The 26,057-nt window shown below is 70.6% G+C and carries 27 protein-coding genes and 1 tRNA gene; 11 read left to right on the top strand and 17 right to left on the bottom strand.

The genetic code is table 11. The features are described from left to right. Positions 1–9 precede the first annotated feature (9 nt). The 6 genes from ctaD to uvrB all read left to right on the top strand — a co-directional run bounded on the left by ctaD (position 10) and on the right by uvrB (position 6,546). Positions 10–1,704 (top strand): cytochrome c oxidase subunit I, encoded by a 1,695-nt coding sequence (gene ctaD / locus ACI2LY_RS04870; RefSeq protein ID WP_404705892.1) that lies wholly within the window; start codon positions 10–12, stop codon positions 1,702–1,704. 14 nt (positions 1,705–1,718) lie between these two features. After that, positions 1,719–2,072, top strand: coding sequence for a cytochrome C oxidase subunit I (locus tag ACI2LY_RS04875; protein WP_389001562.1), 354 nt, complete (start codon positions 1,719–1,721; stop codon positions 2,070–2,072). An 18-nt stretch (positions 2,073–2,090) separates the two neighbouring features. Further along, on the top strand, positions 2,091–2,831 hold the full coding sequence (locus ACI2LY_RS04880) for an SDR family oxidoreductase (RefSeq protein ID WP_404705893.1): 741 nt from the start codon (positions 2,091–2,093) through the stop codon (positions 2,829–2,831). Between the two features lie 71 nt (positions 2,832–2,902). Further along, on the top strand, positions 2,903–3,334 hold the full coding sequence (locus ACI2LY_RS04885) for a cupin domain-containing protein (RefSeq protein ID WP_404705894.1): 432 nt from the start codon (positions 2,903–2,905) through the stop codon (positions 3,332–3,334). Between the two features lie 174 nt (positions 3,335–3,508). Beyond that, a complete protein-coding gene (locus tag ACI2LY_RS04890; RefSeq protein ID WP_404705895.1) occupies positions 3,509–4,471 on the top strand; it encodes a hypothetical protein in 963 nt (320 codons plus the stop codon). Between the two features lie 152 nt (positions 4,472–4,623). Then, positions 4,624–6,546: an excinuclease ABC subunit UvrB gene (gene uvrB / locus ACI2LY_RS04895; RefSeq protein WP_404705896.1), complete on the top strand. Its 1,923-nt coding sequence runs from the start codon at positions 4,624–4,626 to the stop codon at positions 6,544–6,546. A 32-nt stretch (positions 6,547–6,578) separates the two neighbouring features. Here uvrB and ACI2LY_RS04900 read toward each other — a convergent pair whose 3' ends face one another. Further along, the gene (locus ACI2LY_RS04900) at positions 6,579–7,106 is read right to left on the bottom strand and encodes a DinB family protein (RefSeq protein WP_404706479.1); all 528 of its coding nucleotides are present in this window, start codon (positions 7,104–7,106) and stop codon (positions 6,579–6,581) included. A gap of 46 nt (positions 7,107–7,152) precedes the next feature. Here ACI2LY_RS04900 and ACI2LY_RS04905 point away from each other — a divergent pair, with 46 nt between their 5' ends. Then, positions 7,153–7,704, top strand: a complete 552-nt coding sequence (locus ACI2LY_RS04905) for an NUDIX hydrolase (RefSeq protein ID WP_404705897.1) — start codon at positions 7,153–7,155, stop codon at positions 7,702–7,704. Positions 7,705–7,846: 142 nt separating this feature from the next. Here ACI2LY_RS04905 and ACI2LY_RS04910 read toward each other — a convergent pair. Then, positions 7,847–7,920: transfer RNA gene (locus tag ACI2LY_RS04910), tRNA-Pro, on the bottom strand. Between the two features lie 123 nt (positions 7,921–8,043). Here ACI2LY_RS04910 and ACI2LY_RS04915 point away from each other — a divergent pair. Both ACI2LY_RS04915 and ACI2LY_RS04920 read left to right on the top strand, forming a co-directional pair. Next, the gene (locus ACI2LY_RS04915; RefSeq protein WP_404705898.1) at positions 8,044–8,742 is read left to right on the top strand and encodes a transketolase; all 699 of its coding nucleotides are present in this window, start codon (positions 8,044–8,046) and stop codon (positions 8,740–8,742) included. 32 nt (positions 8,743–8,774) lie between these two features. Then, positions 8,775–9,689 carry a transketolase family protein gene (locus ACI2LY_RS04920; RefSeq protein ID WP_404705899.1) on the top strand — a complete coding sequence of 305 codons (915 nt, stop codon included), beginning with the start codon at positions 8,775–8,777 and terminating at the stop codon, positions 9,687–9,689. Here ACI2LY_RS04920 and ACI2LY_RS04925 read toward each other — a convergent pair. The 9 genes from ACI2LY_RS04925 to ACI2LY_RS04965 all read right to left on the bottom strand — a co-directional run bounded on the left by ACI2LY_RS04925 (position 9,686) and on the right by ACI2LY_RS04965 (position 17,540). After that, positions 9,686–10,045 carry an MmcQ/YjbR family DNA-binding protein gene (locus tag ACI2LY_RS04925; protein ID WP_404705900.1) on the bottom strand — a complete coding sequence of 120 codons (360 nt, stop codon included), beginning with the start codon at positions 10,043–10,045 and terminating at the stop codon, positions 9,686–9,688. The genes ACI2LY_RS04920 and ACI2LY_RS04925 overlap by 4 nt on opposite strands. Before the next feature lie 40 nt (positions 10,046–10,085). Continuing rightward, on the bottom strand, positions 10,086–10,991 hold the full coding sequence (locus ACI2LY_RS04930) for a LysR family transcriptional regulator (RefSeq protein WP_393911461.1): 906 nt from the start codon (positions 10,989–10,991) through the stop codon (positions 10,086–10,088). Positions 10,992–11,032: 41 nt separating this feature from the next. Continuing rightward, on the bottom strand, positions 11,033–12,232 hold the full coding sequence (locus ACI2LY_RS04935) for a glycine C-acetyltransferase (protein ID WP_404705901.1): 1,200 nt from the start codon (positions 12,230–12,232) through the stop codon (positions 11,033–11,035). Between the two features lie 29 nt (positions 12,233–12,261). Beyond that, positions 12,262–13,290, bottom strand: a complete 1,029-nt coding sequence (tdh, locus tag ACI2LY_RS04940) for an L-threonine 3-dehydrogenase (protein ID WP_389001652.1) — start codon at positions 13,288–13,290, stop codon at positions 12,262–12,264. 193 nt (positions 13,291–13,483) lie between these two features. Continuing rightward, a complete protein-coding gene (locus ACI2LY_RS04945) occupies positions 13,484–14,047 on the bottom strand; it encodes a GAF domain-containing protein (RefSeq protein ID WP_404705902.1) in 564 nt (187 codons plus the stop codon). Beyond that, positions 14,044–14,658: a GTP-binding protein gene (locus ACI2LY_RS04950; protein WP_404705903.1), complete on the bottom strand. Its 615-nt coding sequence runs from the start codon at positions 14,656–14,658 to the stop codon at positions 14,044–14,046. The genes ACI2LY_RS04945 and ACI2LY_RS04950 overlap by 4 nt, the downstream gene beginning before the upstream one ends. Beyond that, a complete protein-coding gene (locus ACI2LY_RS04955; RefSeq protein WP_404706480.1) occupies positions 14,636–15,007 on the bottom strand; it encodes a DUF742 domain-containing protein in 372 nt (123 codons plus the stop codon). Before ACI2LY_RS04955 ends, ACI2LY_RS04950 begins: the two co-directional genes overlap by 23 nt. 2 nt (positions 15,008–15,009) lie before the next feature. Then, positions 15,010–15,444 (bottom strand): roadblock/LC7 domain-containing protein, encoded by a 435-nt coding sequence (locus tag ACI2LY_RS04960; protein ID WP_393911464.1) that lies wholly within the window; start codon positions 15,442–15,444, stop codon positions 15,010–15,012. A 71-nt stretch (positions 15,445–15,515) separates the two neighbouring features. Next, positions 15,516–17,540 (bottom strand): sensor histidine kinase, encoded by a 2,025-nt coding sequence (locus ACI2LY_RS04965; RefSeq protein WP_404705904.1) that lies wholly within the window; start codon positions 17,538–17,540, stop codon positions 15,516–15,518. A 332-nt stretch (positions 17,541–17,872) separates the two neighbouring features. On the opposite strand from ACI2LY_RS04965, the gene ACI2LY_RS04970 reads away from it, so the two are divergent. Further along, complete coding sequence (locus tag ACI2LY_RS04970) at positions 17,873–18,973, top strand: hypothetical protein (protein WP_404705905.1); 1,101 nt, start codon at positions 17,873–17,875, stop codon at positions 18,971–18,973. A gap of 3 nt (positions 18,974–18,976) precedes the next feature. Here ACI2LY_RS04970 and ACI2LY_RS04975 read toward each other — a convergent pair whose 3' ends face one another. Beyond that, positions 18,977–19,321, bottom strand: a complete 345-nt coding sequence (locus ACI2LY_RS04975; RefSeq protein ID WP_161146586.1) for a barstar family protein — start codon at positions 19,319–19,321, stop codon at positions 18,977–18,979. Between the two features lie 172 nt (positions 19,322–19,493). Between ACI2LY_RS04975 and ACI2LY_RS04980 the strand changes: the two genes are divergently transcribed. Continuing rightward, positions 19,494–20,987, top strand: coding sequence for a SulP family inorganic anion transporter (locus tag ACI2LY_RS04980; protein WP_404705906.1), 1,494 nt, complete (start codon positions 19,494–19,496; stop codon positions 20,985–20,987). Positions 20,988–21,062: 75 nt separating this feature from the next. Here the strand turns inward: ACI2LY_RS04980 and ssuE are convergent, their stop codons facing one another. From ssuE to ACI2LY_RS05005, 5 genes are all read right to left on the bottom strand, one after another. Then, positions 21,063–21,617, bottom strand: a complete 555-nt coding sequence (ssuE, locus tag ACI2LY_RS04985) for an NADPH-dependent FMN reductase (RefSeq protein ID WP_389001673.1) — start codon at positions 21,615–21,617, stop codon at positions 21,063–21,065. Positions 21,618–21,681: 64 nt separating this feature from the next. Continuing rightward, entirely contained in the window at positions 21,682–22,749 is a 1,068-nt protein-coding gene (locus tag ACI2LY_RS04990) for an LLM class flavin-dependent oxidoreductase (protein ID WP_404705907.1), read from the bottom strand. Continuing rightward, positions 22,746–24,071, bottom strand: coding sequence for an NtaA/DmoA family FMN-dependent monooxygenase (locus ACI2LY_RS04995; protein ID WP_404705908.1), 1,326 nt, complete (start codon positions 24,069–24,071; stop codon positions 22,746–22,748). The genes ACI2LY_RS04990 and ACI2LY_RS04995 overlap by 4 nt, the downstream gene beginning before the upstream one ends. Beyond that, positions 24,068–25,054, bottom strand: a complete 987-nt coding sequence (locus ACI2LY_RS05000; RefSeq protein WP_404705909.1) for an LLM class flavin-dependent oxidoreductase — start codon at positions 25,052–25,054, stop codon at positions 24,068–24,070. Before ACI2LY_RS05000 ends, ACI2LY_RS04995 begins: the two co-directional genes overlap by 4 nt. Before the next feature lie 14 nt (positions 25,055–25,068). Continuing rightward, positions 25,069–26,049, bottom strand: a complete 981-nt coding sequence (locus tag ACI2LY_RS05005; RefSeq protein WP_404705910.1) for an ABC transporter substrate-binding protein — start codon at positions 26,047–26,049, stop codon at positions 25,069–25,071. Positions 26,050–26,057: the final 8 nt, after the last annotated feature.

Here is a 26,057-nt window from a genome sequence, read left to right on the forward strand (position 1 = left end):
GCGCGACCTGTGACAATCATCAATCAGCCCGAGCCGGCGGCTGAGGACTCGAGCGAGAACGAGCTTCTCATCCAGCGCAGGCAGCCCGGCAATGTCGTGATCAAGTGGCTGACGACCACTGACCACAAGACGATCGGCACGCTCTATCTGGCCACGTCGTTCGGGTTCTTCCTGTTCGGTGGCGTGATGGCGCTGCTCATGCGTGCCGAACTGGCGCGTCCGGGCATGCAGATCATCTCCAACGAGCAGTTCAACCAGGCGTTCACGATGCACGGCACCGTGATGCTGCTGATGTTCGCCACTCCCCTCTTCGCGGGCTTCACGAACTGGATCATGCCGCTCCAGATCGGCGCGCCCGACGTGGCGTTCCCCCGGCTGAACATGCTGGCCTACTGGCTCTACCTGTTCGGCTCGCTCATCGCGGTCAGCGGGTTCATCACCCCGCAGGGTGCAGCCGACTTCGGGTGGTTCGCCTACTCCCCGCTGACGGACGCGATCCGCTCCCCCGGTGTCGGCGGCGACCTGTGGATCATGGGTCTGGCCTTCTCCGGGTTCGGCACGATCCTCGGTTCGGTCAACTTCATCACCACGATCATCTGCATGCGTGCCCCTGGCATGACGATGTTCCGGATGCCGATCTTCGTGTGGAACGTGATGCTGACCAGCGTGCTGGTCCTGTTCGCCTTCCCCGTGCTCGCGGCGGCGCTGCTGGCGCTGGAGGCGGACCGCAAGTTCGGCGCCCATGTCTTCGACGCGGCCAACGGTGGGCCCTTGCTGTGGCAACACCTCTTCTGGTTCTTCGGCCATCCAGAGGTGTACATCATCGCGATCCCGTTCTTCGGCATCGTCACGGAGATCATCCCGGTGTTCTCCCGCAAGCCGATCTTCGGCTACATGGGCCTGATCGCGGCCACGATCGCCATCGCCGGTCTCTCGGTGACGGTGTGGGCGCACCACATGTACGTCACCGGCGGTGTGTTGCTGCCGTTCTTCTCCTTCATGACGTTCCTCATCGCGGTCCCGACCGGGGTGAAGTTCTTCAACTGGATCGGCACCATGTGGAAGGGATCGGTGTCCTTCGAGACACCCATGTTGTGGGTCACCGGGTTCCTCGTGACGTTCCTCTTCGGTGGTCTGACCGGTGTCATCCTGGCCTCGCCGCCGATGGACTTCCACGTCTCGGACTCGTACTTCGTGGTGGCGCACTTCCACTACGTGGTGTTCGGCACCGTGGTGTTCGCGATGTTCGCGGGCTTCCACTTCTGGTGGCCCAAGTTCACCGGCAAGATGCTGGACGAGCGCCTGGGCAAGATCACCTTCTGGACGCTGTTCATCGGCTTCCACGGCACCTTCCTGGTCCAGCACTGGCTGGGCGCCGAAGGGATGCCGCGCCGGTACGCGGACTACCTGTCGGCGGACGGCTTCACCGCGCTGAACACGGTCTCCTCGATCTTCTCGTTCCTGCTCGGCCTGTCGATGCTCCCGTTCTTCTACAACGTCTGGAAGACGGCCAAGTACGGCAAGCCGGTCAAGGTGGACGACCCGTGGGGCTACGGCCGCTCGCTGGAGTGGGCGACCTCCTGCCCGCCGCCGCGGCACAACTTCCTCACCCTGCCGCGCATCCGCAGCGAATCCCCGGCGTTCGACCTGCACCACCCGGACATCGCGCGGGCGGAGCGCGAGGCGTACGCCATCGGGCACTGAGTCCGGAGATCACCATGACCAGAGTGCCGGGGCAGGAAGCCGAAGGCGCCGAACTCGGCAACGAGGTCGAGGGGTATCTGCTGTGGCAGGCCACCATCGCGGTGGCCGAGCAGCGGGCGCGGGAGTTCGTGGAGCGCATGGACTGGCTGACCACGGCGCAGCGCGAGGAGATCGAGCAGCTCCACATCTCCGACAGTCTGCGCCGTGCCCGGCAGGACCTGGAGCGCGTCGCGGCCCGCTGCCGGTCCCTGCGGGGCGAGTACGAGGAGCGCTACCGCGTGTTGCGGCTGCGCTGTGTGGGATACACGCTGGGCGCGGCGGCCGGTCTCACCTCCGTGGCGGCCGCCGCGCTCGCCCTGAGCCGCTGACCGGAGAGGACCTCCCCCATGAAGATCGCTGTCGTCGGAGCGGGCGGATTCGTCGGATCGCGCCTGGTCAAGAAGTTGCGGACGACCGGCAACGAGATCACCGCGCACGACCGTTCCACCGGAGTCGACCTGCTGACCGGGCAGGGCGTGCCGGAGGCGCTGGCCGGAGCCGACGCCGTCGTCAACACCATCGACGCGCCCAGCTTTGACGAGTCCGCCGTCCCGTTCTTCCGCACCACGACGGAGACGCTGCTGCGTGCGGCGGACCGGGCCGGGGTCCAGAACGTGGTGCTCCTGTCCATCGTCGGCATCGACCAGGTGCCGGATGTGGACTACTACCGGGCGAAACTGGCGCAGGAGCAGCTGGTCGAGTCCGGGCCCGTCCCGTTCACGATCGTGCGGGCCACCCAGTTCATGGACTTCGTCGAGCCGATCATGTCCTGGACGAGTTCGGGCGACACCGTACGGCTGCCCACCACGCGCATCCAGCCCGTCGCCATCGAGGACGTGGTCGACACGCTCGCCGAGGCCGCCACCTCCGCCGCCCTGAACGGCATCATCAACGTCGCGGGCCCGGACGTCTTTACCCTCGATGAACTCGGCCGCCTCACCCTCCAGGCCCACCCCGACGGCCGTGACGTGATCGTCGACGAGAACGCCGGACTGTTCGGCCAGGTCCCGCCGGACGCCGTCACCGCACCGCCGGGGGCCCACATCGGCACCACGTCGTACGAGCAGTGGCTCCAGCACCACTCCTGAGACGGACCTTTCACACCCCGGCCCCGCCCCCGACCGGCTTCGGCCCCGGAAACCCGGACAGAGGTAGTGCGATGCCCCAGAACGACGAGCCCACCCAGGGACACCGGTCCGAGGCGTGGAAAAGCGCCGTGACCGTGATCGGCGAAGCGGAGCCTCCCGCCTTCCCCGACGGCGCCCGCGTCGTCACCGCCCGGGTCGAGTTCCCGCCCGGAGATCCTGGCACCCCTCCGCACCGGCACTCCGGCCCCGTCTTCGGCTATGTGATCGAGGGCGAGATGCTCTACGAACTGGAAGGACAGCCGCCGCGAGTGATCCGCGCCGGTGAAGCCTTCTGGGAGCCGGGTGGCGACGTCATCCACTACCAGGATGCGAACCACCGTACGGACATCCCCCTCCGCTTCCTGGCCACCCTGGTCTGCGAGCCGGACAAGCCCCTCCTCGAACTCGTCGACGAGCGGGAACTCGAGCAGCGGCGGCACCGGCGCGCACCCCGGACCACCTGACGGACCCGGCGGCGAGCGACCCGAACAAGGCGTGACCCCGCCGCGAGCCGAGCCGGGTAGCGCCTGCGGGCAATCCCATTACCCAAAGGTCTGCCTCGTAGCTCCTCCTCAGGGCGTCGCACACCGCATCACACTGTGATCGCGAGGTGTATCCAGCGTCGAGGAGGACGACCCGTGCGTGCGCATGGCAAGGAAGACGATCGCGTCGAGGAATGGTCCGCGCGGAGCCGTCCGACCGGCCCCGCGGCCACCGGTCCCCTCGCCGGACTGCAGGCGCTGCAGCGCACGGCGGGCAACGCGGCCGTCTCACGGGCGATCGCGAGAGAGCGGCAGGACGGGCAGGGCGACGGATGCCCGACCGCGCATGACAGCGGTGCGCACCAGGAGGCCGGGGCCCCGCACATCCAGCGGGTCACGGACGAGGAGCTGCGCGCGGCGAAGAACCCGGAGGAGATGCTCGCCGCCCTCAGGAAGTCGGGGCACTCGGACGACGACGCCTGGGAACTCATGCGCCACATGACCTCGCAGCAGTTCACCGCCGGTGAAGGGCAGGGCGAGTTCAACATCCTCGACCACATCAAGAACGCCTCGGACGACAAGTCCAAGCCGATCCGGAAGAAAATGGCCGCCGGGCTGATGGCCAAGCGGTGGACGATCCGCCACTACACCGGCTCCGACCCGACGACCCCGCCGAGCTTCATGGACATCGCGTCGACGTACGACAACGCGGCCGCGGGCAGGGCGAGTGAGCACACGAACGTCGCGGACTGGCGCTCCCTCGGCAACATCAAGTTCACGTTCTACCTGGTGGCCGTGGACGGCCGCGTGCCCCCGCGGAAGTGGCTCGGCAACACCCACTGGTACGCCGAGTGGGACCTCGACCAGATCTCGGAGTGCTGGGTCTCTCCGGATCTGCTGGAGAAGATGAACAAGCCCATGGACGCGGACGGGGCGCGTGCGGCGATGCAAGGGACCCAGGCGTTCCGCGGTACCGGTCAAGAGCTCAAGGAGATGCTCGCCGTCCACTCCTTCGGCAAGGACAACGACCCGGTCACCGCACTGGACAACACGATCGGCGGCGCGTTCGAGCTCAAGGTCCCCGGTGGCCTGCCGGTCACGGAGTGGAAGAAGAAGTAGCCACCCACTGCCGATACGTGCCCTATACCACATAAGTCAGCCATCAAGCCATTAGACATTGACAAGATTGGGCGTTACACGCAAACTGGACAGTCTCTCAAAAGACTTTTGTCCGCTTCTGTGCGGTTACATCGAGTTCAGGAGCGAACCTCATGGCATTCCCGTCCGAGAACCGGCGCATCACGCTCGCCGAGCACACGGCCGACCAGGTCATACGGGCCGGTCGGCCGTTCGAGGTGGTGTCCCGCCACACCCCGTCCGGGGACCAGCCGAAGGCGATCGCCGAGCTGGAGAAGCACGTCCGCGCCGGGGAGAGCGACGTGGTCCTGCTGGGCGCCACGGGCACCGGCAAGTCCGCGACGACCGCCTGGCTCATCGAGAAGCTGCAGCGGCCCACCCTCGTGCTCGCCCCGAACAAGACACTCGCCGGACAGCTCGCCAACGAGCTGCGCGAGCTCTTCCCGCACAACGCGGTGGAGTACTTCGTCTCCTTCTACGACCACTACCGGCCCGAGTCGTACGCCCCGAGCACCGACACCTACTTCGCCAAGGAATCGGTCTCCAACAAGGAGGTCGACCGGCTGCGCCACTCGGCGACCTGGTCACTGCTGAGCCGTCGTGACGTGATCGTCGTGGCGTCCGTGTCGTGCATCTACGGCCTCGGCACGCCCCAGTCCTACCTCGACCGCTCCTTCCAGCTCGCGGTGGGCGACACCGTGGACCGGGAGGAGCTGCTCGCGGCACTGGTCGACATCCAGTACACGCGCACCGACGCCGAACCGGCCTCGGGCACCTTCCGCGTCCGCGGCGACACCATCGACATCCACCCCGCCTACGAGCACACGATGCTGCGGGTGGAGATGTTCGGCGACACCATAGAACGACTCACCATCGCCGATACGGAGACCGGCGAGGTGCGCGACGTCATCGACCGCACCCGCGTCTTCCCCGCCACCCACTACTCCGCCGGACCCGAGCGGATGCGCGCGGCGGCGGACTCGATCCAGGCCGAGCTGACGCAGCGGGTCGCGGAGCTGCGCCGGGGCGGCAGGCTGCTGGAGGCGGACCGGCTGCAGACGCGGACGGAGTACGACATCGAGCTGATCCGGCACACCAAGGTCGCCTCCGGTATGGAGAACTACTCCCGGCACCTGGACGGCCGCTCCCCCGGCGCGCCCCCGTCCACGCTGCTGGACTACTTCCCCGACGACATGCTCGTCGTCATCGACGAGTCGCACGTGACCGTGCCGCAGCTGTCCGGCATGAGCCACGGCGACGCCGCGCGCAAGAGCACGCTGGTCGAGCACGGCTTCCGGCTGCCGTCCGCGCTGGACAACCGTCCGCTGACCTGGTCGGAGTTCGCCATGCGCTGCCCGCAGCGGGTCTACCTGTCCGCGACCCCGGGCCGGTTCGAGCTGACCGCCGCACGGGGTGCGGTCGTCGAGCAGATCATCCGGCCCACCGGACTGCTCGATCCGCAGGTGACGGTCAAGCCGACCGCCGGGCAGATGGAGGACCTGCTCGAGGAGATCCGCGAGCGGTCCGCCCGCGGCGAGCGGACCCTGGTGACGACGCTGACCAAGCGGATGTCGGAGGAGCTGACCGAGTACTTCGACACACAGGGAGTGCGCGTCCGCTACCTGCACTCCGGCGTGACGACCATGCGCCGCGTGGAACTGCTGGCCGACCTGCGCCGGGGCGAGTACGACGTACTCGTCGGCATCAACCTCCTGCGCGAGGGGCTCGACCTCCCGGAGGTCTCGCTGGTCGCGATCCTGGACGCCGACAAGGACGGGATCTTCCGCTCCGACACGGCACTGATCCAGATGATCGGCCGCGCGGCGCGCAACGTCAGCGGCGAGGTGCACATGTACGCGGACCGGATGACGCCCTCGATGCTCCGCGCGATCGACGAGACCAACCGGCGCCGCGCCCTGCAGGAGGCCCACAACGAGACCCACGGGATACGCCCGACCGCTCTGCGCAAGAAGATCAGGCACACGGTGTCGGCCCTGTACCCCCAGGCCCAGCACCCGACCACCGGCACGTCCTACAACCGCGGGATGGCGGCATAGCAGCCAGGGCCGCCATGCCGCGGCGGCACGTCTCAGGTGCCGGTGACTCCGTCTAGCTGCTCGCGGATGAGATCGGCGTGACCGTTGTGACGCGCGTACTCCTCGATCAGGTGCACCATGATCCAGCGCAGTGAGACCCGCTGATCGCCGACAAGGCCGGCCTCCCGTTCGGACAGGTGGCCGGAATCGTCCAGCGAGGCGTCGGCGATCAGCGCGCGGCCGCGGGCGATCTCGGCCTGCCAGGCGGCCGTCGCCTCGTCGAGCCCTCGGTCGGGCTGGACGGCGTAGCCGTTGAAGTTGTCCTCCCCGAAGACGGGCGGAACGTCCTGACCTGCGAAGATGCGCTGGAACCAGTTGCGTTCCACCTCCGCCAGGTGCTGCACGAGACCGAGCAGCGTCATCGACGAGGCCGGCACCGCGGCAAGCCGTAACTGATCATCCTTGAGGCCCGAACACTTCAGGGCGAGAGTCGCACGATGAAAGTCCAACCACGCTTCGAGCATGCCGCGCTCGTCGGCGTGCGGGGATGGGATGAGGCGTCCGTCCGGTGTCGTGTGCATCGACACACCATGGCAGGAAGCGAGTTCGGGCAACAGGTGCTGATCCATGGCTGGCCGAGAGACCGCGTTGTCAGTGGGTTCTGTCAGGGTGTGCCGGGTGGATGAACTGGTGGAGCGGGTCGATCGGCACGATCGTGTCCTGGGGGTGGTCACCCGTCAGCAGGCCACCCGGGAGGGTTGGCTGCACCGCATCGCCTCGACGGTGTGCCGTGATGAGCGTGGCCGGTTCCTCGTCCATCGGCGGTCGGAGCAGCTGTCGCGCTTCCCCGGGCTCCACGAGGTCGTGGTGGGCGGCGCCGTGGGCGTCGGCGAATCCTACGAGCAGGCTGCCGCAAGGGAGTTGGCCGAGGAGCTGGGCGTTCGCGGTCTGCCGCGCCCGCTGTTCACGTTCATCAACCGCAGCGGCTTGAGCCCTCACTGGCTCGGCGTGCATGAAGCCGTGCTCCCGGACGCTGTGGTCCCTGATCCCGACGAGGTCGCCTGGCATGGCTGGCTGAGCGAGTCGGAGCTTCACTCGGCCCTGGCGGGGTGGCGCTTCACTCCCGACAGCCATGAAGCCTTCGGCCGGTATCTCGCGTTCCGGGCGGCGCGGTCCTGAACGTTCTCCGCGAAGTCGGCGCCGGGCGCGGGCGGCTCAATCGACGACACCGCCATGATGTGCGCGCGCCCGGTCCCCGAAAACGATCGAAGGCCGGTTTCGGATTTCTCCGAAACCGGCCCTGATCTGCGACTCTCTCGAGTCGGGACGACAGGATTTGAACCTGCGACCCCTTGACCCCCAGTCAAGTGCGCTACCAAGCTGCGCCACGTCCCGATGCTGTTTGACCTGGGGTTTCCCTGGTCGAAACGCGCAGGGAAACTCTACCGCACTCGGGTCGGTGCTCGCGCACCGCTCACTGTTGACCTCAAGCGGGCTTGAGGTTGCAGGATCGTCGGCATGACGATCACAGCGGACCAAGGCTACGACGATCTGCCCCGGCTGATGAGCCGGATGACCGGCGACGAGAAGCACGACTTCGCCGCCACCTCCACGCTCGACGTGCTGTGGGTGCTCTACGACCGGGTGCTCGACGTCACCCCCGAGCGGGCCGAGGCGCCGGACCGGGACAGGTTCCTGCTCAGCAAGGGGCACGGGCCGATGGCGTACTACGCCGTCCTCGCGGCGAAGGGATTCGTGCCGGAGGAGTGGCTGCCCGGCTTCGGGTCGTACGACTCGCCGCTCGGGCATCACCCGGACCGCGTCCTCGTGCCGGGAGCGGAGATCGGCAGCGGGTCGCTCGGGCACGGGCTGCCGCTCGCCGTCGGCAGCGCGCTGGGGCTGCGGGCGCAGGGGCTCACGGACCCGGCCGTGTGGGTGCTGATCGGGGACGCCGAGCTGGACGAGGGCAGCAACCACGAGGCCATCGCCTACGCCGGGGCGGCCGGGCTGGACCGGCTGCACACCGTGGTCGTGGACAACGCCTCCGCCAGCCACGCCCTGCCCGGCGGCATCGCGGCCCGGTTCGAGGCCGCGAACTGGTCGACCGCCACCGTCGACGGACGCGACCACGCCGCGCTGTACGAAGCCTTCACCGCCCCGCATCCGGGCCGCCCGCACGCGGTCGTCGCCCGGGTGGAACCGAAGAACGCCCGCTGACCGGATCAGAAAGGCCCACCCTCGTGGAAATCATGGAAACCATGCGTGACCGGTTCGGCGCCGTCGCCTCCCGGCTGCTGGACGAAGACCCGCGGGTCGCGGTCGTCCTCGCCGAGATCGGCCGGGACGCGTTCACGGACGCCGCGCGCCGCCACCCCGACCGGCTGATCAACGTCGGCATCCGCGAGCAGCTCCTCGTGGGCGCCGCCGCGGGGCTGTCGCTCACCGGGATGCGGCCCCTCGTGCACACCTTCGCCGCGTTCCTCGTGGAGCGCCCCTTCGAGCAGGTCAAGCTGGACCTCGGCCACCAGGACACCGGCGCGGTGCTGGTCAGCGCGGGCGGCTCCTTCGACTGGCCGGCCGGGGGCCAGACCCACATGTCGCCCGGCGACGTAGCCCTCGTGGACACCCTGGACGGCTGGACCGTGCACGTCCCCGGCCACCCGGACGAGGCCGAGACCCTGCTCAGGCACGCCGTCGCGGCGGGCGACGACAAGGTGTACGTACGCCTCTCCCTCCAGCGCAACCGGCTCCCCCTCCCCGTCGACGGCGCCCGCTTCCAGACCGTGCGCGAGGGGCGGGCCGGGGTGGTCGTCGCGGTCGGCCCGATGCTGGACCCCGTGCTCGCCGCCACCGAGGGCCTGGACGTGACCGTGCTCTACGCGACGACCGTCCGCCCCTTCGACACGGCCGCCCTGCGCCGGGCCACCGAGGCGGCGGGCACCGACGTGGTCCTCGTCGAGCCCTACCTCGCCGGAACCTCGACCCGCGCCGCCACGGAAGCCCTCGCCGACGTGCCGCACCGCGTGCTCGGACTGGGCGTCGGCCGCCGGGAGCTGCGCCGGTACGGCACACTGGACGAGCACCTCGCCGCGCACGGCCTGGACGCCCGTGGCCTGCGGGAACGGATCGGCGCGTTCGTGGGAGCGGGCGCGGTCAGCGCTTAGCCGTCCTGCGGCACCCCCAGCCCCGGATGCTCCTCCAGCAGCCGTATGGGTGCCGCCTGGCGCCAGGAGTCGGCGAGGATGTCGCGGAGTTCGTCCTCGCCGTCCAGCGCGGCGAGTCTCGCCCGCACCCAGGCGAAGTGGGCCTCGTGGTCGGCGATCCAGAACTTCTCCGGCTCGGCCAGCACGAGTTCGTCCCGCTCCTCCTTCGGGCAGCGCACCGCGAGGGAGGTCTCCTCCTCCGGGAGCGTGGCGAACATCTTTCCGGCCACCCGGAAGGTGGGCATGCTCCAGGCGACCTTCTCGGTCGTGTCCGGCAGGGACAGGGCGATACGGCGTACGTCTTCTGCGTCCGGCATGCAACGCACCGTAACCCCCGGCACTGACAACGGCCCCGGCTCAGCCCTCGGCGGCGGCCTGCCCGAGCGCCTCCAGCACCGGCCGGATCAGCGGATGCGCCTCCGCGCCCCGGCGCACGGCCGCGAACACGCGCCGGGTGGGGGCCACGCCGTCCACGGGCCGTACGACCACACCCGTCAGGTCCATGCCGCGCAGCGCGGAGCGGGGTACGAGCGCCACACCCGCGTCGGCGGAGGCCAGCGCGACCACCGCGCGGAAGTCGTCGGAGGAGTGCTCCAGCCGCGGCTGGAATCCGGCGCTCTCGCAGGCCAGCACGACCACGTCGTGGCAGGGGTTGCCGGGGTACGGGCCGATCCACGGGTCCTTGGACAGCTCCGCGAGCGGCACCTCCGCGTCGTCGGCGAGCCGATGCCCGAGCGGGACGACGGCGTCGAACGGCTCGGCGTACAGCGGGAGATGGGTCAGCCGGGGGTCGTCGGCGGGCGGCGCGCCCCGGTACTCGACGGCCACCGCCACGTCGACCTGCCGGTCCAGCAGCATCCTGAGGCTCGCGTCGCCCTCGGCGTCCTGGACCCGGATGCCTATGCCGGGCGCCGCACGGCCCAGCCGGGCCAGGGCGGGCGCGACGACCTGGGCGATACCGGTGGCGAAGGCGGCGACGGTGACCGTCCCGGCCTCGCCCTTGCCGTAGGCCGCGAGTTCCGCCTCGGCCCGCTCCAGCTGGGCGAGGACGGCGTTGGTGTGGCTGAGCAGGATCTCACCGGCCGGGGTGAGCCGTACGCCCTTCGCGCCCCGGTCGACCAGGCGGTGCCCGGTCTCCTGCTCCAGCGCGGTGAGCTGCTGCGAGACGGCGGACGGGGTGAGATAGAGCGCGGCGGCCGCCGCCGTGACCGTGCGGTGGTCGGCCACCGCACGGAGGATGTGGAGCCGCCGCGCCTCGATCATTCCGCCATTATCGCAAGGCGGCCGCCCTGTTCCGGCGCAGGTCAGCCCGCCAGCTCGGCGCGGGCCGCGATGAAGGCGTCCACGGCGCGGTTCACGTCCTCGGTGGAGTGCGCGGCGGACAGCTGGACGCGGATGCGCGCCTTGCCCTGCGGGACCACCGGGTACGAGAAGCCGATCACGTACACCCCGCGCTCCAGCAGCAGCTCCGCCATGCGGCCCGCCTCGGACGCGTCGCCGATCATCACCGGGGCGATGGCGTGGTCGCCGGGGAGGATGTCGAAACCGGCCTCGGTCATGCGGGAGCGGAACAGCGCGGTGTTCTCGGCGAGCCGCACCCGCAGGTCGTCGGCGGACTCCAGCAGGTCGAGGACCTTCAGGGAGGCGGCGGCGATCACCGGGGCGAGGGTGTTGGAGAACAGGTACGGGCGCGAACGCTGGCGCAGCAGGGCGACGATCTCGGCGCGGGCCGCGACGTAGCCGCCGGAGGCGCCGCCGAGGGCCTTGCCGAGGGTGCCGGTGATGATGTCGACGCGGTCCATGACGCCGTGCAGTTCGGGCGTGCCGCGGCCGGTGGGGCCCACGAAGCCGACGGCGTGCGAGTCGTCGACCATGACCATCGCGTCGTAGCGGTCGGCCAGGTCGCAGATCTCGGCGAGCGGGGCGACGTAGCCGTCCATGGAGAAGACGCCGTCGGTGACGATCAGCTTGCGCCGGGCGCCGCCCGCGGTGGCCTCCTTGAGCTGGGTCTCCAGGTCGGCGAGGTCGCGGTTGGCGTAGCGGAAGCGGCGGGCCTTGGACAGGCGGATGCCGTCGATGATGGAGGCGTGGTTGAGGGCGTCGGAGATGACCGCGTCCTCCGCGCCGAGCAGGGTCTCGAAGACACCGCCGTTGGCGTCGAAGCAGGAGGAGTAGAGGATCGTGTCCTCCTGGCCGAGGAACGCCGAGAGGCGGGCCTCCAGCTCCTTGTGCACCTCCTGGGTGCCGCAGATGAAGCGCACGGAGGCCATGCCGTAGCCCCAGCGGTCGAGCGCCTCGTGGGCGGCGGCGATCACCTCGGGGTGGTCGGCCAGGCCCAGGTAGTTGTTGGCGCAGAAGTTGAGGACCTCACCGGGGCGGCCGCCCTCGGTGACCTCGACGGTCGCGGACTGCGGGGTGCCGATGACCCGCTCGGGCTTGTGCAGTCCGGCGGCGCGGATCTCGTCGAGGGTGGCGCGGAGGTCGTCGCGGACGGTGTCGAACATGGGGGCTCCTTCGAAGGTGCTGACGGGGGTTATGCGGTCCAGTCGAGGATGATTTTCCCGCCCTTGCCGCTGGCCGCGTCCTCGAAGGCCGCCTCGTAGTCGCGGTAGTCGTACCGGCCGGTGATCACGGGGGCGAGGTCGAGGCCGCCCTCCAGGAGGACCGACATGGCGTACCAGGTCTCGAACATCTCGCGGCCGTAGATGCCCTTGATGGTGATCATCGAGGTGACGATCCGGGACCAGTCGACCGGGAACTCCTGCGACGGCAGGCCCAGCATGGCGATGCGGCCGCCGTGCGTCATGTTGGCGATCATGTCGCGCATGGCCTCGGGGCGGCCGGACATCTCCAGGCCGATGTCGAAGCCCTCACGCAGGCCCAGCTCCCGCTGACCGTCCGCGATCGAGGATCGCGAGACGTTCAGTGCCAGGCTCACCCCTATCTTGCGGGCCAGTTCGAGGCGCTCCTCGCTGACGTCGGTGACGACGACGTTGCGGGCGCCCGCGTGCCGGGCGACGGCCGCGGCCATCAGGCCGATCGGGCCCGCGCCGGTGATCAGGACGTCCTCGCCGACCAGCGGGAAGGACAGCGCGGTGTGCACTGCGTTGCCGAACGGGTCGAACACGGCGGCGATGTCGAGGTCCACGGGGACCCGGTGCACCCACACGTTGGCCGCGGGCAGCGCCACGTACTCGGCGAACGCGCCGTCGCGGCCCACGCCCAGGCCGATGGTGGAACGGCACAGGTGGCGGCGGCCTGCGAGGCAGTTGCGGCACTTGCCGCACACCAGGTGGCCCTCGCCGCTGACCCGGTCACCCACCCGGATGTCGGTGACGTCGCGGCCCATGGACACGACCTGTCCGACGAACTCGTGGCCGACGATCAGGGGGGTACGGATCGCCTGCTGCGCCCAGCCGTCCCAGGCGCGGATGTGCAGGTCGGTGCCGCAGATACCGGTCCGCATGACCTTGATGAGCACGTCACCGGGACCTACTTCGGGCTCGGGCACGTCCATGAGCCGGAGACCGGGCTCCGCCTTCTCCTTGACCAGCGCCTTCAACGCTACGGCTCCTGTGGGTGAGGCCCGGCCGTACGGGCACGCCTGGGCGTCCGCACCGGGTCCGAGGGGTGGAATCACCCCGCAATCTGCCGTATGCGCCGACCGGAATCCATCGAGCTTTTCTTAACCGGCGCCACAGGTTTCCTTCACGCGTCGGGGGCTTCGACTCAACTCCGTTCTTATTTACGTTCGTTCAGATGGGTAGACCGTCGTCGGCGGCCCGTTCGATCCGTACGGCGAGTTCGGCGGCCATCCCCTTGATGGCCTCAAGCCCGGTCCTGCCCCAGCTACGGGGCTCGGTGTCGGCGGCGCACACGGTGCCGAGCACCATGCCGGAGCTGTCGATGAGTGGGGCGCCCATATAGGAGCGGATGCCGAGGTCGTCGACGATCGGGTTGCCGGCGAAGCGGGGGTAGTCGCGGACGTCCTCCAGCACCAGCGCCTTGTGGCGGACGACCACATGTGGGCAGAACCCATGTTCGCGGGGCAGTACCCGGCGTGCCACGTCCTCGCGTGTGAGGCGGCCGGTGGGCGGCGCGCTCAGGCCCGCGAAGAACTGCTGCTGCTCGCCGATGAAGTTGACCATGGCGTACGGCGCGCCGGTGACCTGGGCGAGATGGTCGGCGAAGGCGTCCAGCGCGGGCTCGGCGCGCTCCCCGAGGCCGAGGCGGCGCAGCCGGGAGGCGCGGGCCGGGGCTTCCTTGTCCTCCGGGGTGAGCAGCAGACCCCGGACCCGGCGTACCGGCTCGTACATCATGACCGCACTCCCTGGACGGGGGCTCCCTGCACGGGGGCGGGCGCCGGGACGTGGGCGAGGAGGTGGCGTACGAGGGTGAGCAGGGTCTGTACGCCGGAACTGGAGATACGGGCGTCGCAGGGCACGACCGGGACGGCGGGGCTCAGATCGAGGGCGGCGCGTACCTCGTCGGGGTCGTAGCGGAAGGCGCCGTCGAACTCGTTGACGGCGATGATGAAGGCGACGCCGCGTTCCTCGAAGAAGTCGACGGCGGGGAAGCACTCCTCCAGGCGGCGGGTGTCGGCGAGGATGACCGCGCCGAGCGCGCCCTCGGACAGCTCGTCCCACATGAACCAGAACCGTTCCTGGCCGGGCGTGCCGAACAGGTAGAGGACGTGCCGGGGGTCGAGGGTGATGCGGCCGAAGTCCATGGCGACGGTCGTCTCGACCTTGTTCTCGACGCCGTCGAGGTTGTCGGTGGCCGCGCCGACCGTGGTGAGCAGTTCCTCCGTGCTGAGCGGCGCGATCTCGCTGACCGCGCCCACGAAGGTGGTCTTGCCCACCCCGAACCCGCCCGCCACCAGGATCTTGAGCGCGGTGGGGAACGGGTCAGAGCTGTCGTCGTAGTCCATCGAGCACTGCCTCCAGCAGAGACCGGTCAGTGGGGTTGTGGCGGAAGGCGGGCGGCTTGGTGGTCAGCGCCCCGCAGTCGACGAGGTCCGAGAGCAGCACTTTGGTGACCACGGCGGGCAGCCGCAGGTACGCGGCCATCTCGGCCACCGAGACGGGCGCGCGGGACAGGTCGAGCGCCTGCGCGTACTCGGGGCCGAGATAGCCGAGCGGGGTGACTCCGGTGGCCATCACCTGGGAGATCAGGTCCAGCGCGACACTGGGTTCGGTACGGCCGTCGCTGACCGTGAACGGCCGCACCAGCCGCCCGGCCGCGTCGTCGAGCCAGGGCTCGTCGCCCACGGCGGCCACGCTCACGGCCTCATCGCCGTGGGGTCGGTGGCGGGCTGGCGGGGCGCGGTGACGAGGTACGGCCGGACGCTCTTCACCAGCATCGCCATCTCGTAGCCCAGCACGGCGGCGTCGGCCTCGCGCCCGGCGAGCACGGCGAGACAGGTACCGGAACCGGCGGTGGCGACGAACAGCAGCGTGGAAGCCAGTTCGACCACGACCTGCCGCACCTCCCCTCCGTCGCCGAACCGGACGCCCGCGCTGCGGCCGAGGGAGTACAGGCCGGAGGCGAGCGCGGCCATGTGGTCGGCGCTGTCGGGGTCCAGCCCGTGCACGGACTTCACCAGCCCGTCGCAGGACAGGAGCACCGCACTACTGGTGTGCGGTACGCGCTGCACGAGGCCGCTCAGCAGCCAGTCGAGGTCGGATGCGTGGGCGGTCGGCGCATCGCTGGCCATGGTGGATCGACTCCTTGGGGTACGGGGGGCTGCGGGAGCGGTGGGGGGTGTGGGGGCGGTGGGGGTGTACGTCATGTGGGGGGCGCGCTCCTGTCCAGGGGGCCGGGGGGCATGTGGTCCGACTCCATGTGCTCCGAATCCATGTGGTCCACCGCCATGTGGTCCACCGCCATGTGGTGGGGCTCTGTGGGAAGAGACGCCGTGGGGTCGAACGCCATGTCGGGCAACACCGTGGGGTCCGGCTCCATGTGCGCGGAAACCATGTCCTCGGCACCCATGTGCGGAGGCTCCGCCTGGGTGCCCTCCATGTATGCCGTCTCCGCAGGCACTCCCTCACCACCAGGCACCGGCTCCCCGAACGCCTCCCCCGCCGCCTCCAGGCTCTGCTGGGACTCCGCCAGCCCGATTCCGCGCTGGAAGGCGGCCATCAGACCGGGGTCGTGGCCCACGACAACATCGTTGTCCTGGCGCGGTACGGGCCCGCCCCGGAGCTGCGGAACGATGTGCTCCTGGGCACGACGACGAGGCAGCGAGGGCCTTTCCGTACCCAGGGGCGCCGCACCGGCTCGCGGTGTCGGCAGCGTGCCCGCGTTGGCCTCCACGACGGCCCGGTCCCCGGCGCCGATGCCGGGCACCGCTTCGGCGGGGTTGGCCCGCTGCTCCTGAGCCCCGCGCATGGGCAACGGAGGCGGCGTCGCAGCCCCCGTACCGGTACCGGCGTCCCCGCTCCCTCGCCGGGCCACCTGCCGATGCCGCCCGGTGGCCGGAGCGGGAGCAGGAGCACTCGGAGCAGCTGCCACCGCCCCAGCCACCTCGGCCGGAGGGCCGGCGATCTCCGCACCGGCCCCCGCCGCAGCCCCCGCCCCCTCGACCCCCGGCAATCCCCCCGCCGAAGCCCCCAACAACCCCTGCGGCACGACGAGTACCGCCTGCACGCCCCCGTAGATGTTGGTCTGGAGGCGTACCGAGATCCCGTGCCGACGGGCCAGTTGGGAGACGACGTACAGCCCGATGCGGCCGTCGGCCAGCAGGCTGGCGACGTTGACCTGGTCGGGGTCGGCGAGGAGGGCGTTCATCCGGTGCTGTTCCTCGACCGGCATGCCGAGTCCGCGGTCCTCGACCTCGATGGCGAGCCCGGAGGTCACCAGGTTGGCGCGGAGCAGGACTTGGGTCTGCGGGGCGGAGAACACCGTGGCGTTCTCGACGAGTTCGGCGAGGAGGTGGATGACGTCGGCGACGGCGTGGCCGCGCAGTTCGCCCTCGATGGGCGGGACGAGTTTGACCCGTGAGTACTGTTCGACCTCGGCGATGGCGGAGCGCAACACCTCGGTCATGTCGACCGGGTTGCTCCACTGGCGCCGGGAGACGGCGCCGCCGAGCACGGCGAGGTTCTCGGCGTGGCGGCGGATGCGGGTGGCGAGGTGGTCGACGTGGAAGAGGCCCTTGAGCAGGTCGGGGTCCTCGATCTCGTTCTCCAGCTCGTCGAGGATGGAGATCTCCCGGTGCACCAGGGACTGGAGTCGTCGGGCGAGGTTGACGAAGACCTCGAGTTTCTGTTCGTTGGCGGCCTGGCTGGAGAGTTGGGCCGCGCGGACGACGGCGGTGACGGCGCCGTCGTGCGCGCGGGCCAGGTCGGCGGCGAGGAGTTCGAAGTCGTCGGCGTCCTCGGGTGGTCGGCGCCGGGGTTTGCCGCGTGGCGGTGCGTCGCCCCGGCGTAGCCCGTCGACCAGGGCGCGCAGGTCGGCCTCGCCTCGGGCGGCGTTGCGGCGCAGCGCGCCGACGCGGTCGCCGACGGACCGGGCGGCGCGATCGGCGGCGACGGCGGCGACGGCGATCGCGGCCCCGGCGACCACGACGGCGGCGGCGAGCATCGCCCAGAGAGCGAGGCTGGTGTGGGTGCCGTCGGCGCGGACGGTGAAGACGACGGCCGCGGTGGCGGCGAGGGCGACCGCGACGGGCGGGAGTACGGCGAGCCGCATGAGCTGGGGCCGTAGGAGCGTCTCGGGCAGTGCGGGAGCGGGTCGGGCGACCGGTCTCCCGTGTCGGCCGCCCTCTCGGCGGTCGGCACGGGCGGCCGGTGCGCGGAGGTGAGACATCTGCGTCCTCGTACTGGTCCGTCGGGCCTGGTGTCGGAAAGAAAGAAGGGGAAAGAAAAGGGGCCCTGATGTGTCCGACGGGAATTCACGTTAGTTGCCTCTGCGGTAGGTGCGGCGGGCAGTTGACAAAGTCTCCCGGCCTGCGTCCCGCTCTGGTATGAGGCGTCGTACGCCCGATCGATAAAGCCGGTGAATTTCCACTGCAGAGGGAAAAGAAAACAGTCCGTCTCGATCAGAAGAAATCATTCCCCGTGATCCGTACGTGATCAACGCCCCGTACGCTCCCGCCTGATCGGTGTACGCGAACGTGCGACAACTGCGGGGGACGGAAGATGACTTGGGGACGTGCGGCGATACCGGCGCTGGTCGGCGGGCTGCTGCTGACGGCGTTGCTGTGGTGGGCGGGGGCGAGCATGGAGGCGCTGCACCTGCCGGGGAGCGGCGATCTGCTGGGCGGGGAGGCGGTGGCCGATCTGGAGCGGTGGCTCACCCCCTGGGCGTACGACCCGTCCGCGCCCGCCCAGTATCCGCAGGGCAGCGACGGCACGCCCCACCTCGACCTGTTCCACACCGCGATGCAGATCCGGTTCGGAGCGCTCTTGGTGTTCTTCACCGTGGGGGCGCTGCCGCTGACGCGGTGGCTGCCGCCGGTCGCGGGGCGGGGGCCCGCCGCGCTGCTCGCGCTGTGGGCCTGGGGGCAGGTGTCCGCCATGCTCGCGGTGACGCTGTCGGCGCCGTGGCAGATCGCCGCGTACGGGCACGGCAGCTATCGCTTCCTGCCCAATCTGTCGGGCGTGATGACCCAGGGGCGCGAACTCGCGGTGGTGGCCGGGCTGGTCGCGGCGGCCGCGACGGTACTGGTGGCGCGCGCCGCCGCCAAGGGTGCGGGCCCGCTGCCTCGGCGTGAGGTCCCGGCGCGTGCCGCGCGATGGGCGGCCACGGCCGGTACGGCGGTGATCGCGCTGTCGCTGCTGGTGCTGTCGTACCAGGGGGTCGCCGCCGCGATCCAGACGGCGCCGTACGGCGGGGGGTTCTTCTCCGAACCGGGTGAGCTGCTGCGGGAGTTGCTGCTGCTCGGCGCCTGGTCGGGCCCTTCGGGCACACCGGTCGTCGACTGGCTGCTCGCCCGGCTGTGCGACGTGCTGGTGCTCGCGGTGGTGTGGTGGGCGCTCCGGCTGCTGCCCGGCCTGCTCACCAGGGCCACGGTTCCGGCGATGGCGGTCGGTACGGTCTGCGCGACCGTCGTCGGGCTCGGGGCCGGACAACTGCTGCGGGCGGCGACCATCGACGGCGGCCCCAAGTGGGGACTGCGGTACCTCGTCACCAACCTGGGCGTCGGCCTCCCGGCCGCGTTGCTCTGGGGGCTGGTCGCGGGCGCGGTGGCCGCCGTGACGCTGCGGTTGGCGGCCGGGCCCACGCCTGCCGGGGAGTGAGTCTCAGACGAGGGTGAGGACGACCGCGAGCGTGGAGTCGTACTTCTGCTGGCGTCCGGCGACCGATTCGAGGACCTGCTGGGCGCTCTCCCACTGCTCGGGCTGGGCCTTGGCGTAGTCGCGCCAGCCGAGGACGACGAGGAGGCGGCCCGCCACCTCGGGGCCCCAGCCGATGTCGCCGCAGGCGTCCTGGAACGCCTGCCAGTTGCGTCCGGCGAACTCGGGCAGGTCGAGGGCCTTGGTGGCGCGGTCCATGAATCCGGCCTGGTCCGTGACGCCGGCGAGGTCGAGCGGGATGACCTTCCAGCCGGCCTGGTGGACGACCTCGGCGAGGGTGGCTGCGGGCATGTCGGCACCGCCTTCGGGGTCCGGGGATGGCGTCGGTCCACCCATCATGCCCCGGTCGGAGCGGGTCCGCAGGTTCGCCGGACCGAGCCCGGAGGCGGCGCCGGGGTAGGCTGGCGCCTTTGTGCCCGGGAGCCGTACCGGGTGCGCCCGAGCCCGACAGGTACCCCTCGTCTTGACCACCTCCGCTCCCTCGCGCCGTCTCCGCCGCCCGTCCTGGCTGTCCGACCCGAGGGTGCTGCGCACCGAGGTGCTGGGCGGTCTGGTGGTCGCTCTCGCGCTGATCCCGGAGGCGATCTCGTTCTCGGTGATCGCCGGGGTGGACCCGGCGATCGGGCTGTTCGCGTCGTTCACCATGGCGGTGACCATCGCGTTCGTGGGCGGGCGCCCGGCGATGATCTCCGCGGCGACCGGCGCGGTGGCCCTGGTCATCGCCCCGATGAACCGGGAGCACGGCTTCGGGTATCTGATCGCCACGGTGATCCTGGCGGGTGTCCTCCAGATCGTGCTGGGCGCGTTGGGGGTGGCGCGGCTGCTGCGGTTCGTGCCGCGGGGTGTGATGGTCGGCTTCGTGAACGCGCTGGCCGTGCTGATCTTCCTCACCCAGCTCCGGGAGCTGACCGGGGTGCCGTGGCCGGTGTATCCGCTGTTCGCGGGCGGGGTGGCGTTGCTGGTGCTCTTCCCGAAGGTGACGCGGGCGGTTCCGGCGCCGCTGGTGTCGATCGTGGCGCTGACCGCGGTCACCGTGGCGGCGGGCATCGCGGTTCCCACCGTGGGCGACCGGGGCGCGCTGCCCTCGGCGCTGCCGGTGCCGGGGCTGCCGGACGTGCCGTTCACCCTGGCCACGCTGACCACGATCGCGCCCTACGCGCTGGCCATGGCGCTGGTCGGCCTGATGGAGTCGCTGATGACGGCGCGGCTGGTGGACGACATCACCGACACCCGCTCCTCCAAGACGCGTGAGTCGGTTGGGCAAGGCGTCGCCAACATCGTGACCGGGTTCCTCGGCGGCATGGGCGGCTGCGCGATGATCGGCCAGACCATGATCAACGTACGGGTGTCGGGTGCCCGTACCCGGCTGTCGACGTTCCTGGCCGGGGTGTTCCTGATGGTGTTGTGCATCGTGTTCGGGCCCGCGGTGTCGAAGATCCCGATGGCCGCGCTGGTCGCCGTGATGGTGATGGTGTCCGTGGCCACCTTCGACTGGCACTCGGTCGCGCCGCGCACGCTACGGCGGATGCCTGCCGGGGAGATCTTGGTCATGGTGCTCACGGTGGTGGTCGTGGTGGCCACCCAGAACCTGGCGATCGGTGTGGTGGTGGGCTCGCTGGTCGCCCTGGGGGTGTTCGCCCGCCGGGTCGCCCGGTCCGCCGAGGTCACCTCGGTCCTGGACCCGGACGGCTCGACAGTGGTGTACCGGATCACCGGCAACCTGTTCTTCGCCTCGGCGGACGGCCTGGCACACCGTTTCGCCTACGCCACCGACCCCGGCCGGGTGGTGATCGACATGTCGGCCGCCCACATGTGGGACGCCTCGTCCGTCGCCGCGCTGGACGCCGTCGAGGCGCGGTACGCCGAGCACGGCAAGACGGTCGAGATCAGTGGCCTGGACGAACGCAGCGCCCGTCTGCACGGCACGCTCACCGGCGAGCTGGCGGGCAAGGGCTGAGCGGACGCGGACCGTGTGGGCGCGCACCGTGTGGGCGCGGACCATGTGGGCGCCGACTACGTGGGCGCGGACCCGTCACCCGGTCGCGGCCAGCAGGGTGCGGCCGCCGAGCGCGACGGAGAACTGGTCGGTGATCTGGGCCAGCGCCTCGGCGGTGCCGGGGGCGACGGCGAGGCTGCCGTCCTCACGCACCACTATGTCCTTGTCGAGGGTGAACCAGCCCTGGACTATATGGGCGGCACCCATGGAGCTGAGCACCGGCCGCAGCGCGTAGTCGATGGCGAGCACATGGGCCGTGGTGCCACCGGTGGCGAGCGGCAACACCGTCTTGCCGGTGAGCGCGTACTGCGGGAGCAGGTCGAGGAAGGACTTGAGCAGCCCGGAGTACGCGGCCTTGTACACGGGGGTGCCGATCACGACGCCGTCGGCCCGGTCGACCAGCTCGGCGGCGGCCGCGATCGCCGGATGGCGCACATCGGCACCGAGCAGCGCCTCGGCGGGCAGCCCGCGCACGTCCAGCGGGACCACCTGGTGTCCCTGACGGCTCAGCCGCTCGTCCAGGTGGCGCAGCAGACGGCCGGTGCGGGAGGTGGCGGAGGGGCTGCCGGAGATGGACAGGACGGTTGCCATGGGGGGACCTTTCAAGCGGGGTTCGGTGGGCGGGGGTCAGGGGGTGTCTCGCTACGACAGCCCCCTACGCCTGCTGCCACAGGGTGGTGGGCGCTTCTGTCCGCACCACGGGTGCGATCTCCTCGGCGAACCAACGGAGTTGGTCGATCTGCCGGGGCAGGGAGAGGCCGGAGCCGTCGACGGTGACGGACTGGAGGTCGTGGCGGTAGGCCGCGTGGAAGCCGAGGATCTTGTCGATGACCTGCTGCGGGCTGCCGATGAGGTGGGGCCCGTCCGCGATGGCCTCCTCGACGGTGCGGAACGGCGTGTTGTAGCCGGGCTTGCCCGCCAGATGGGGCTTGTACGACTGGCGGACGCGGGCCTCGTAGAAGTCCTTGAACTCGGCGACGGCCTGCTGGGTGGTGCGGGCGATGAACAGGCCGCCGGAGCCCGCGCCGACGTAGGCGCCGGCCGGATCGTGGCCGTGGGCGGCGAAGCGTTCCCGGTAGTGGTCGATGAGCCGGGTGTACGCCTCGCGGGGCTGGATGGCGTTGGCGCTGAACAGCGGGTCCCCGTATCGGGCGGCCAGCTCTGGGGAGTTGAGGCTGGTCGCGGAGCCGTGCCAGACGCGGGGCGGGCGGCCCTCGTACGGGCGCGGGAGGGTGGTGACGCCGGTCAGGGGCGGGCGGAACTTGCCCTGCCAGGTGACGTCCTCCTCGCGCCAGAGCCTGCGCAGCAGCTCGTACTTCTCGGCCTGGTAGTCCCACTGGAGGCCCTCGTCGAGGCCGAAGAGGTCGAAGTGGCCGGCCTCGGCGCCCTTGCCGATGACGAGTTCGAGGCGGCCGCGGGAGAGCTGGTGGAGGCTGGCGTAGTCCTCGGCGACCCGTACGGGGTCGAGGATGGCGAGCACCGTGACGCCGGTGAGCAGCCGGATGCGGGAGGTGCGGGCGGCGAGCGCGCCGAGCAGCACGGTGGGGCTGGAGGACAGGAAGGGTCCAGCGTGCCGCTCCCCGATGGCGTACGCGTCGAAGCCCAGCTCCTCGGCGGCGACACCGGTTTCCACGATCTCGGTCAACCGGTCTGCGGCAGAGGGCTGTTCGCCGGTCAGGGGGTGCGGGGCGTGGCCGCCGATGGTGAGGACCTGGAACCTCATGCGGACTCCTCCTTACGCGGTGCGGGGCGGCCGAGGCCGAGGTGGTCGCGCAGGGTGGGGCCCTGGTACTCGGTGCGCAGGACCCCTCGTTCCTGGAGCAGCGGGACGACCCGGTCGACGAACTCGTCAAGACCGCCCGGGGTGAGATGGGGTACGAGGATGAAGCCGTCGGCCGCGTCGGTCTGGACGTGTTCGTCCATGGCGGCGGCGACCGAGCCGGGGGTGCCGATGAAGGACTGGCGGGCGGTGAGTTCGATGGCCAGCTCGCGGATGGAGAGGTGCTTCTCCTCCGCGAGGGCCCGCCAGCGGGCGGCGATGCCGAACCGGTCGGCCATGTGGGCCCAGCCCTGGGCGAGTTCGCCGTCGGGCACCGGTTCGATGTCCGGGAGGGGACCGTCGGGGTCGTGGCCGGTGAGGTCGCGGCCCCAGACGTTCTCCAGCGTGGCGATGGCGGTCTGCGGGCTGACCTGCTGACGCCGGATGTGCGCGGCGCGTTCCTGTGCGTCGGCCTCGCTGTCGCCGAGGACGACGGTCGCGGCGGGCATGATCTTCAGCTGGTCCGGGGTGCGCCCGTACCGGGCCAGGCGTCCCTTGACGTCGGCGTGGAAGACGCGGCCCGCCTCCAGGGTGCTGTGTCGGCTGAAGACGATGTCGGCGGTGCGTGCGGCGAACTCGCGGCCCTCGTCGGAGTCCCCGGCCTGGATGAGGACGGGGTGCAGCTGGGGCGAGTGGGGCAGCGTGGCTCGGGCGGTGATGTCGAACTGGGGCCCGCTGTGCCGCACGGTGCGCGGGGTGCCGCCGCTGGGCCAGGAGTCCCACAGGGCGCGGGCCACCTCCACGAACTCGGCGGCGCGCAGGTAGCGGTCGTCGCGGTCGAGATAGCCGCCGCGCCGGAAGTTCTCGCCGGTGAACGCGTCGGAGGAGGTGACGATGTTCCACGCGGCCCGGCCGCCGGAGAGGTGGTCCAACGAGGCGAATCTGCGGGCGAGTTCATACGGCTCGTTGAACGTGGCGTTGACGGTGGCGGCGAGTCCGAGGTGCTCGGTGACGGCGGCGAGCGCGTTCAGCACCGTCAGCGACTCGGGACGGCCGACCACGTCCAAGTCGTGGATGCGGCCCTTGCGTTCACGCAGCCGCAGCCCCTCGGCGAGGAAGAAGAAGTCGAACCGGCCGCGTTCGGCGGTGCGGGCCAGGTGCTGGAAGGAGGCGAAGTCGATCTGGCTGCGCGAGTCGGGGTCCCGCCACACGGTGATGCTGTTGACGCCGGGGAAGTGTGCGGCGAGGTGGATCTGCTTGCGTCCGGCGGGAGTTGGTGAACTCATCGTGTGGCTCCCGTCCGTACGGCATAGCGGTTGGCGGGGCGGGCGAGGCCGAGGTGGTCGCGCAGGGTGTGGCCGGCGTGGGTGGCGCGGAACAGGCCGCGGGCGCGCAGCGCGGGTACGACGTCGTGGATCACGGCGGGCAGTTCCTCCGTGGGGTCGGTGAGGGCGAGGTGGAAGCCGTCCGTACCGGCCTCGGCGTGCCAGTCGGCGAGCAACTCCGCGAGCCCGTCCGGGCTTTCGGTGACCCGTATCAGTACTCGCAGGTCATCCCGGTCGGCACGCCTCAGCAGTTCGGTGCGGGCCTCGCGGGCGGTGGCCGGGCTGTCCGCGTCCAGCAGCACGATCTCGGCGTGGCGGGCGGCCAACTCCCAGCGCACGTCTCGCCCTTGAGCGTCGAGTACGACGGCAATGGGCGGCTGTCCCTGGGGCGGCCGGGGCACGATGGACGGTCCCCGGACCGAGAAGCGCGGCCCCTCGAAGTCGGTGTAGTGCAGCTTGTCGCGGTCGATGAAGCGGCCGGTGTCGGCGTCCCGTATCTCGGCGTCGTCCTCCCAGCTGTCCCAGAGCCGGGCGGCGACCTCGGCGGCGTCGGCCGCCTCCGCCCATAGCTCGGCGTCGGGCGCGGGGTCGCGGCGGCCGACGGCGCGGGCCGCTTCCTCGGTGGTGGAGACGTCGACCAGCCAGCCCGCGCGGCCCTGGCTGACGAAGTCCAGGGTGGCGAGGGCAGTGGAGGTGTGGAAGGGCTCGGTGTGGGTGGTGGTGACCGCGGGGATCAGGCCGATGCGACTCGTGCGGGCGGCGGCATACGCCAGTACGGCGACGGCGTCGAGGCGGCCGTCGGCGTCGGCCGGGTCGAGGGAGTCGTCGAGGGTGACGAAGTCGAGCGCGCCGAGTTCGGCGAGCTGGACGAGCCCGGTCCAGTGGGCGGCGGGCCGGGGTCCGGCGCTGCCGAGGGCGACGGAGAGATGGAGTTCGCGGGTCATGCTGTCCTCCTCCCCTACTTCCCGGTCTTGGGCAGGCCGGGCGGGTTGATCTCGGACTTGGCCACCGCCTCGTCGGACAGCCCCCAGCGCTTGAGCACCTTCGCGTAAGTGCCGTTCTCGATCACGTGGTTGATGGCGTCCGCGAGGGGCTTGGCGAGGCCGCTGTCCTTCTTGGTGGTGGCCGCGATAAGGCCCTGGAGGGTGGCACCGGCACCGGAGTAGGTGCCGACGACCTCGGTCTGCCCGGCGGTGGCCGCGTGGTAGGCGGCGGTGGGGTTGGGGCCGACGTAGAGGTCGATGCGGCCGGAGCGGAGGGCCAGGTAGGTGTCGCTCTCATCCTGGTAGTACTTGATGCGGATCGGCTTACGGCCCGCCTTCTCGTTCTCCTTGCTCCACTCGACCAGGAGTTTCTCCTGATTGGTGCCGCTGGAGACGGCGACGGTGCGCCCGGCGAGGTCGGCGGGGCCGGTGACCTTCAGTCCACTGCCCTTCTTCGCCGAGAAGCCGAGGTTGTCCTCCCGGTAGGTGGCGAAGTCGTACTTCTCCTTGCGTTCCTCGGTGACCGTGATGTTGCTGAAGCCCACGTCGTACTTGGCGCTGTCGAGGCCGACGAAGATGTTCTCCCAGGACACGTTGTTGAGGTGGGGCTTGAGCCCGAGCACTCCGGCGACGAGGTACGCGAGGTCGGGTTCGACGCCGATGACGGTCTTATTGTCGGTGGCGTGGAAGCCCAGGGGCGCGGCCGAGCCCGAGGAGTCCACGATCTCCAGGGTGCCTCTCTTGCGGATCTTCTCCGGGACCTCGGCGGCGATGGAGGCGACCTGCGGCGTGGTGATCCGGTGCTGGTCGGGGCTGAGGTTGATCTTCGTGGTGGTGCCCTTCCCGGCCGCGACCTCGGCCGTGCCGCCGTCGGTGGGGTTGGCGCAGGCGGCCAGGACGAGGGCGGAGGCGAGGCCGAGTGCGGGGACGGCGATACGGCGGGCGGTGGTGGACACGCGGAAAT

This window comes from Streptomyces sp. NPDC002176 (assembly GCF_044903645.1).
Classification (GTDB): Bacteria; Actinomycetota; Actinomycetes; order Streptomycetales; family Streptomycetaceae; genus Streptomyces.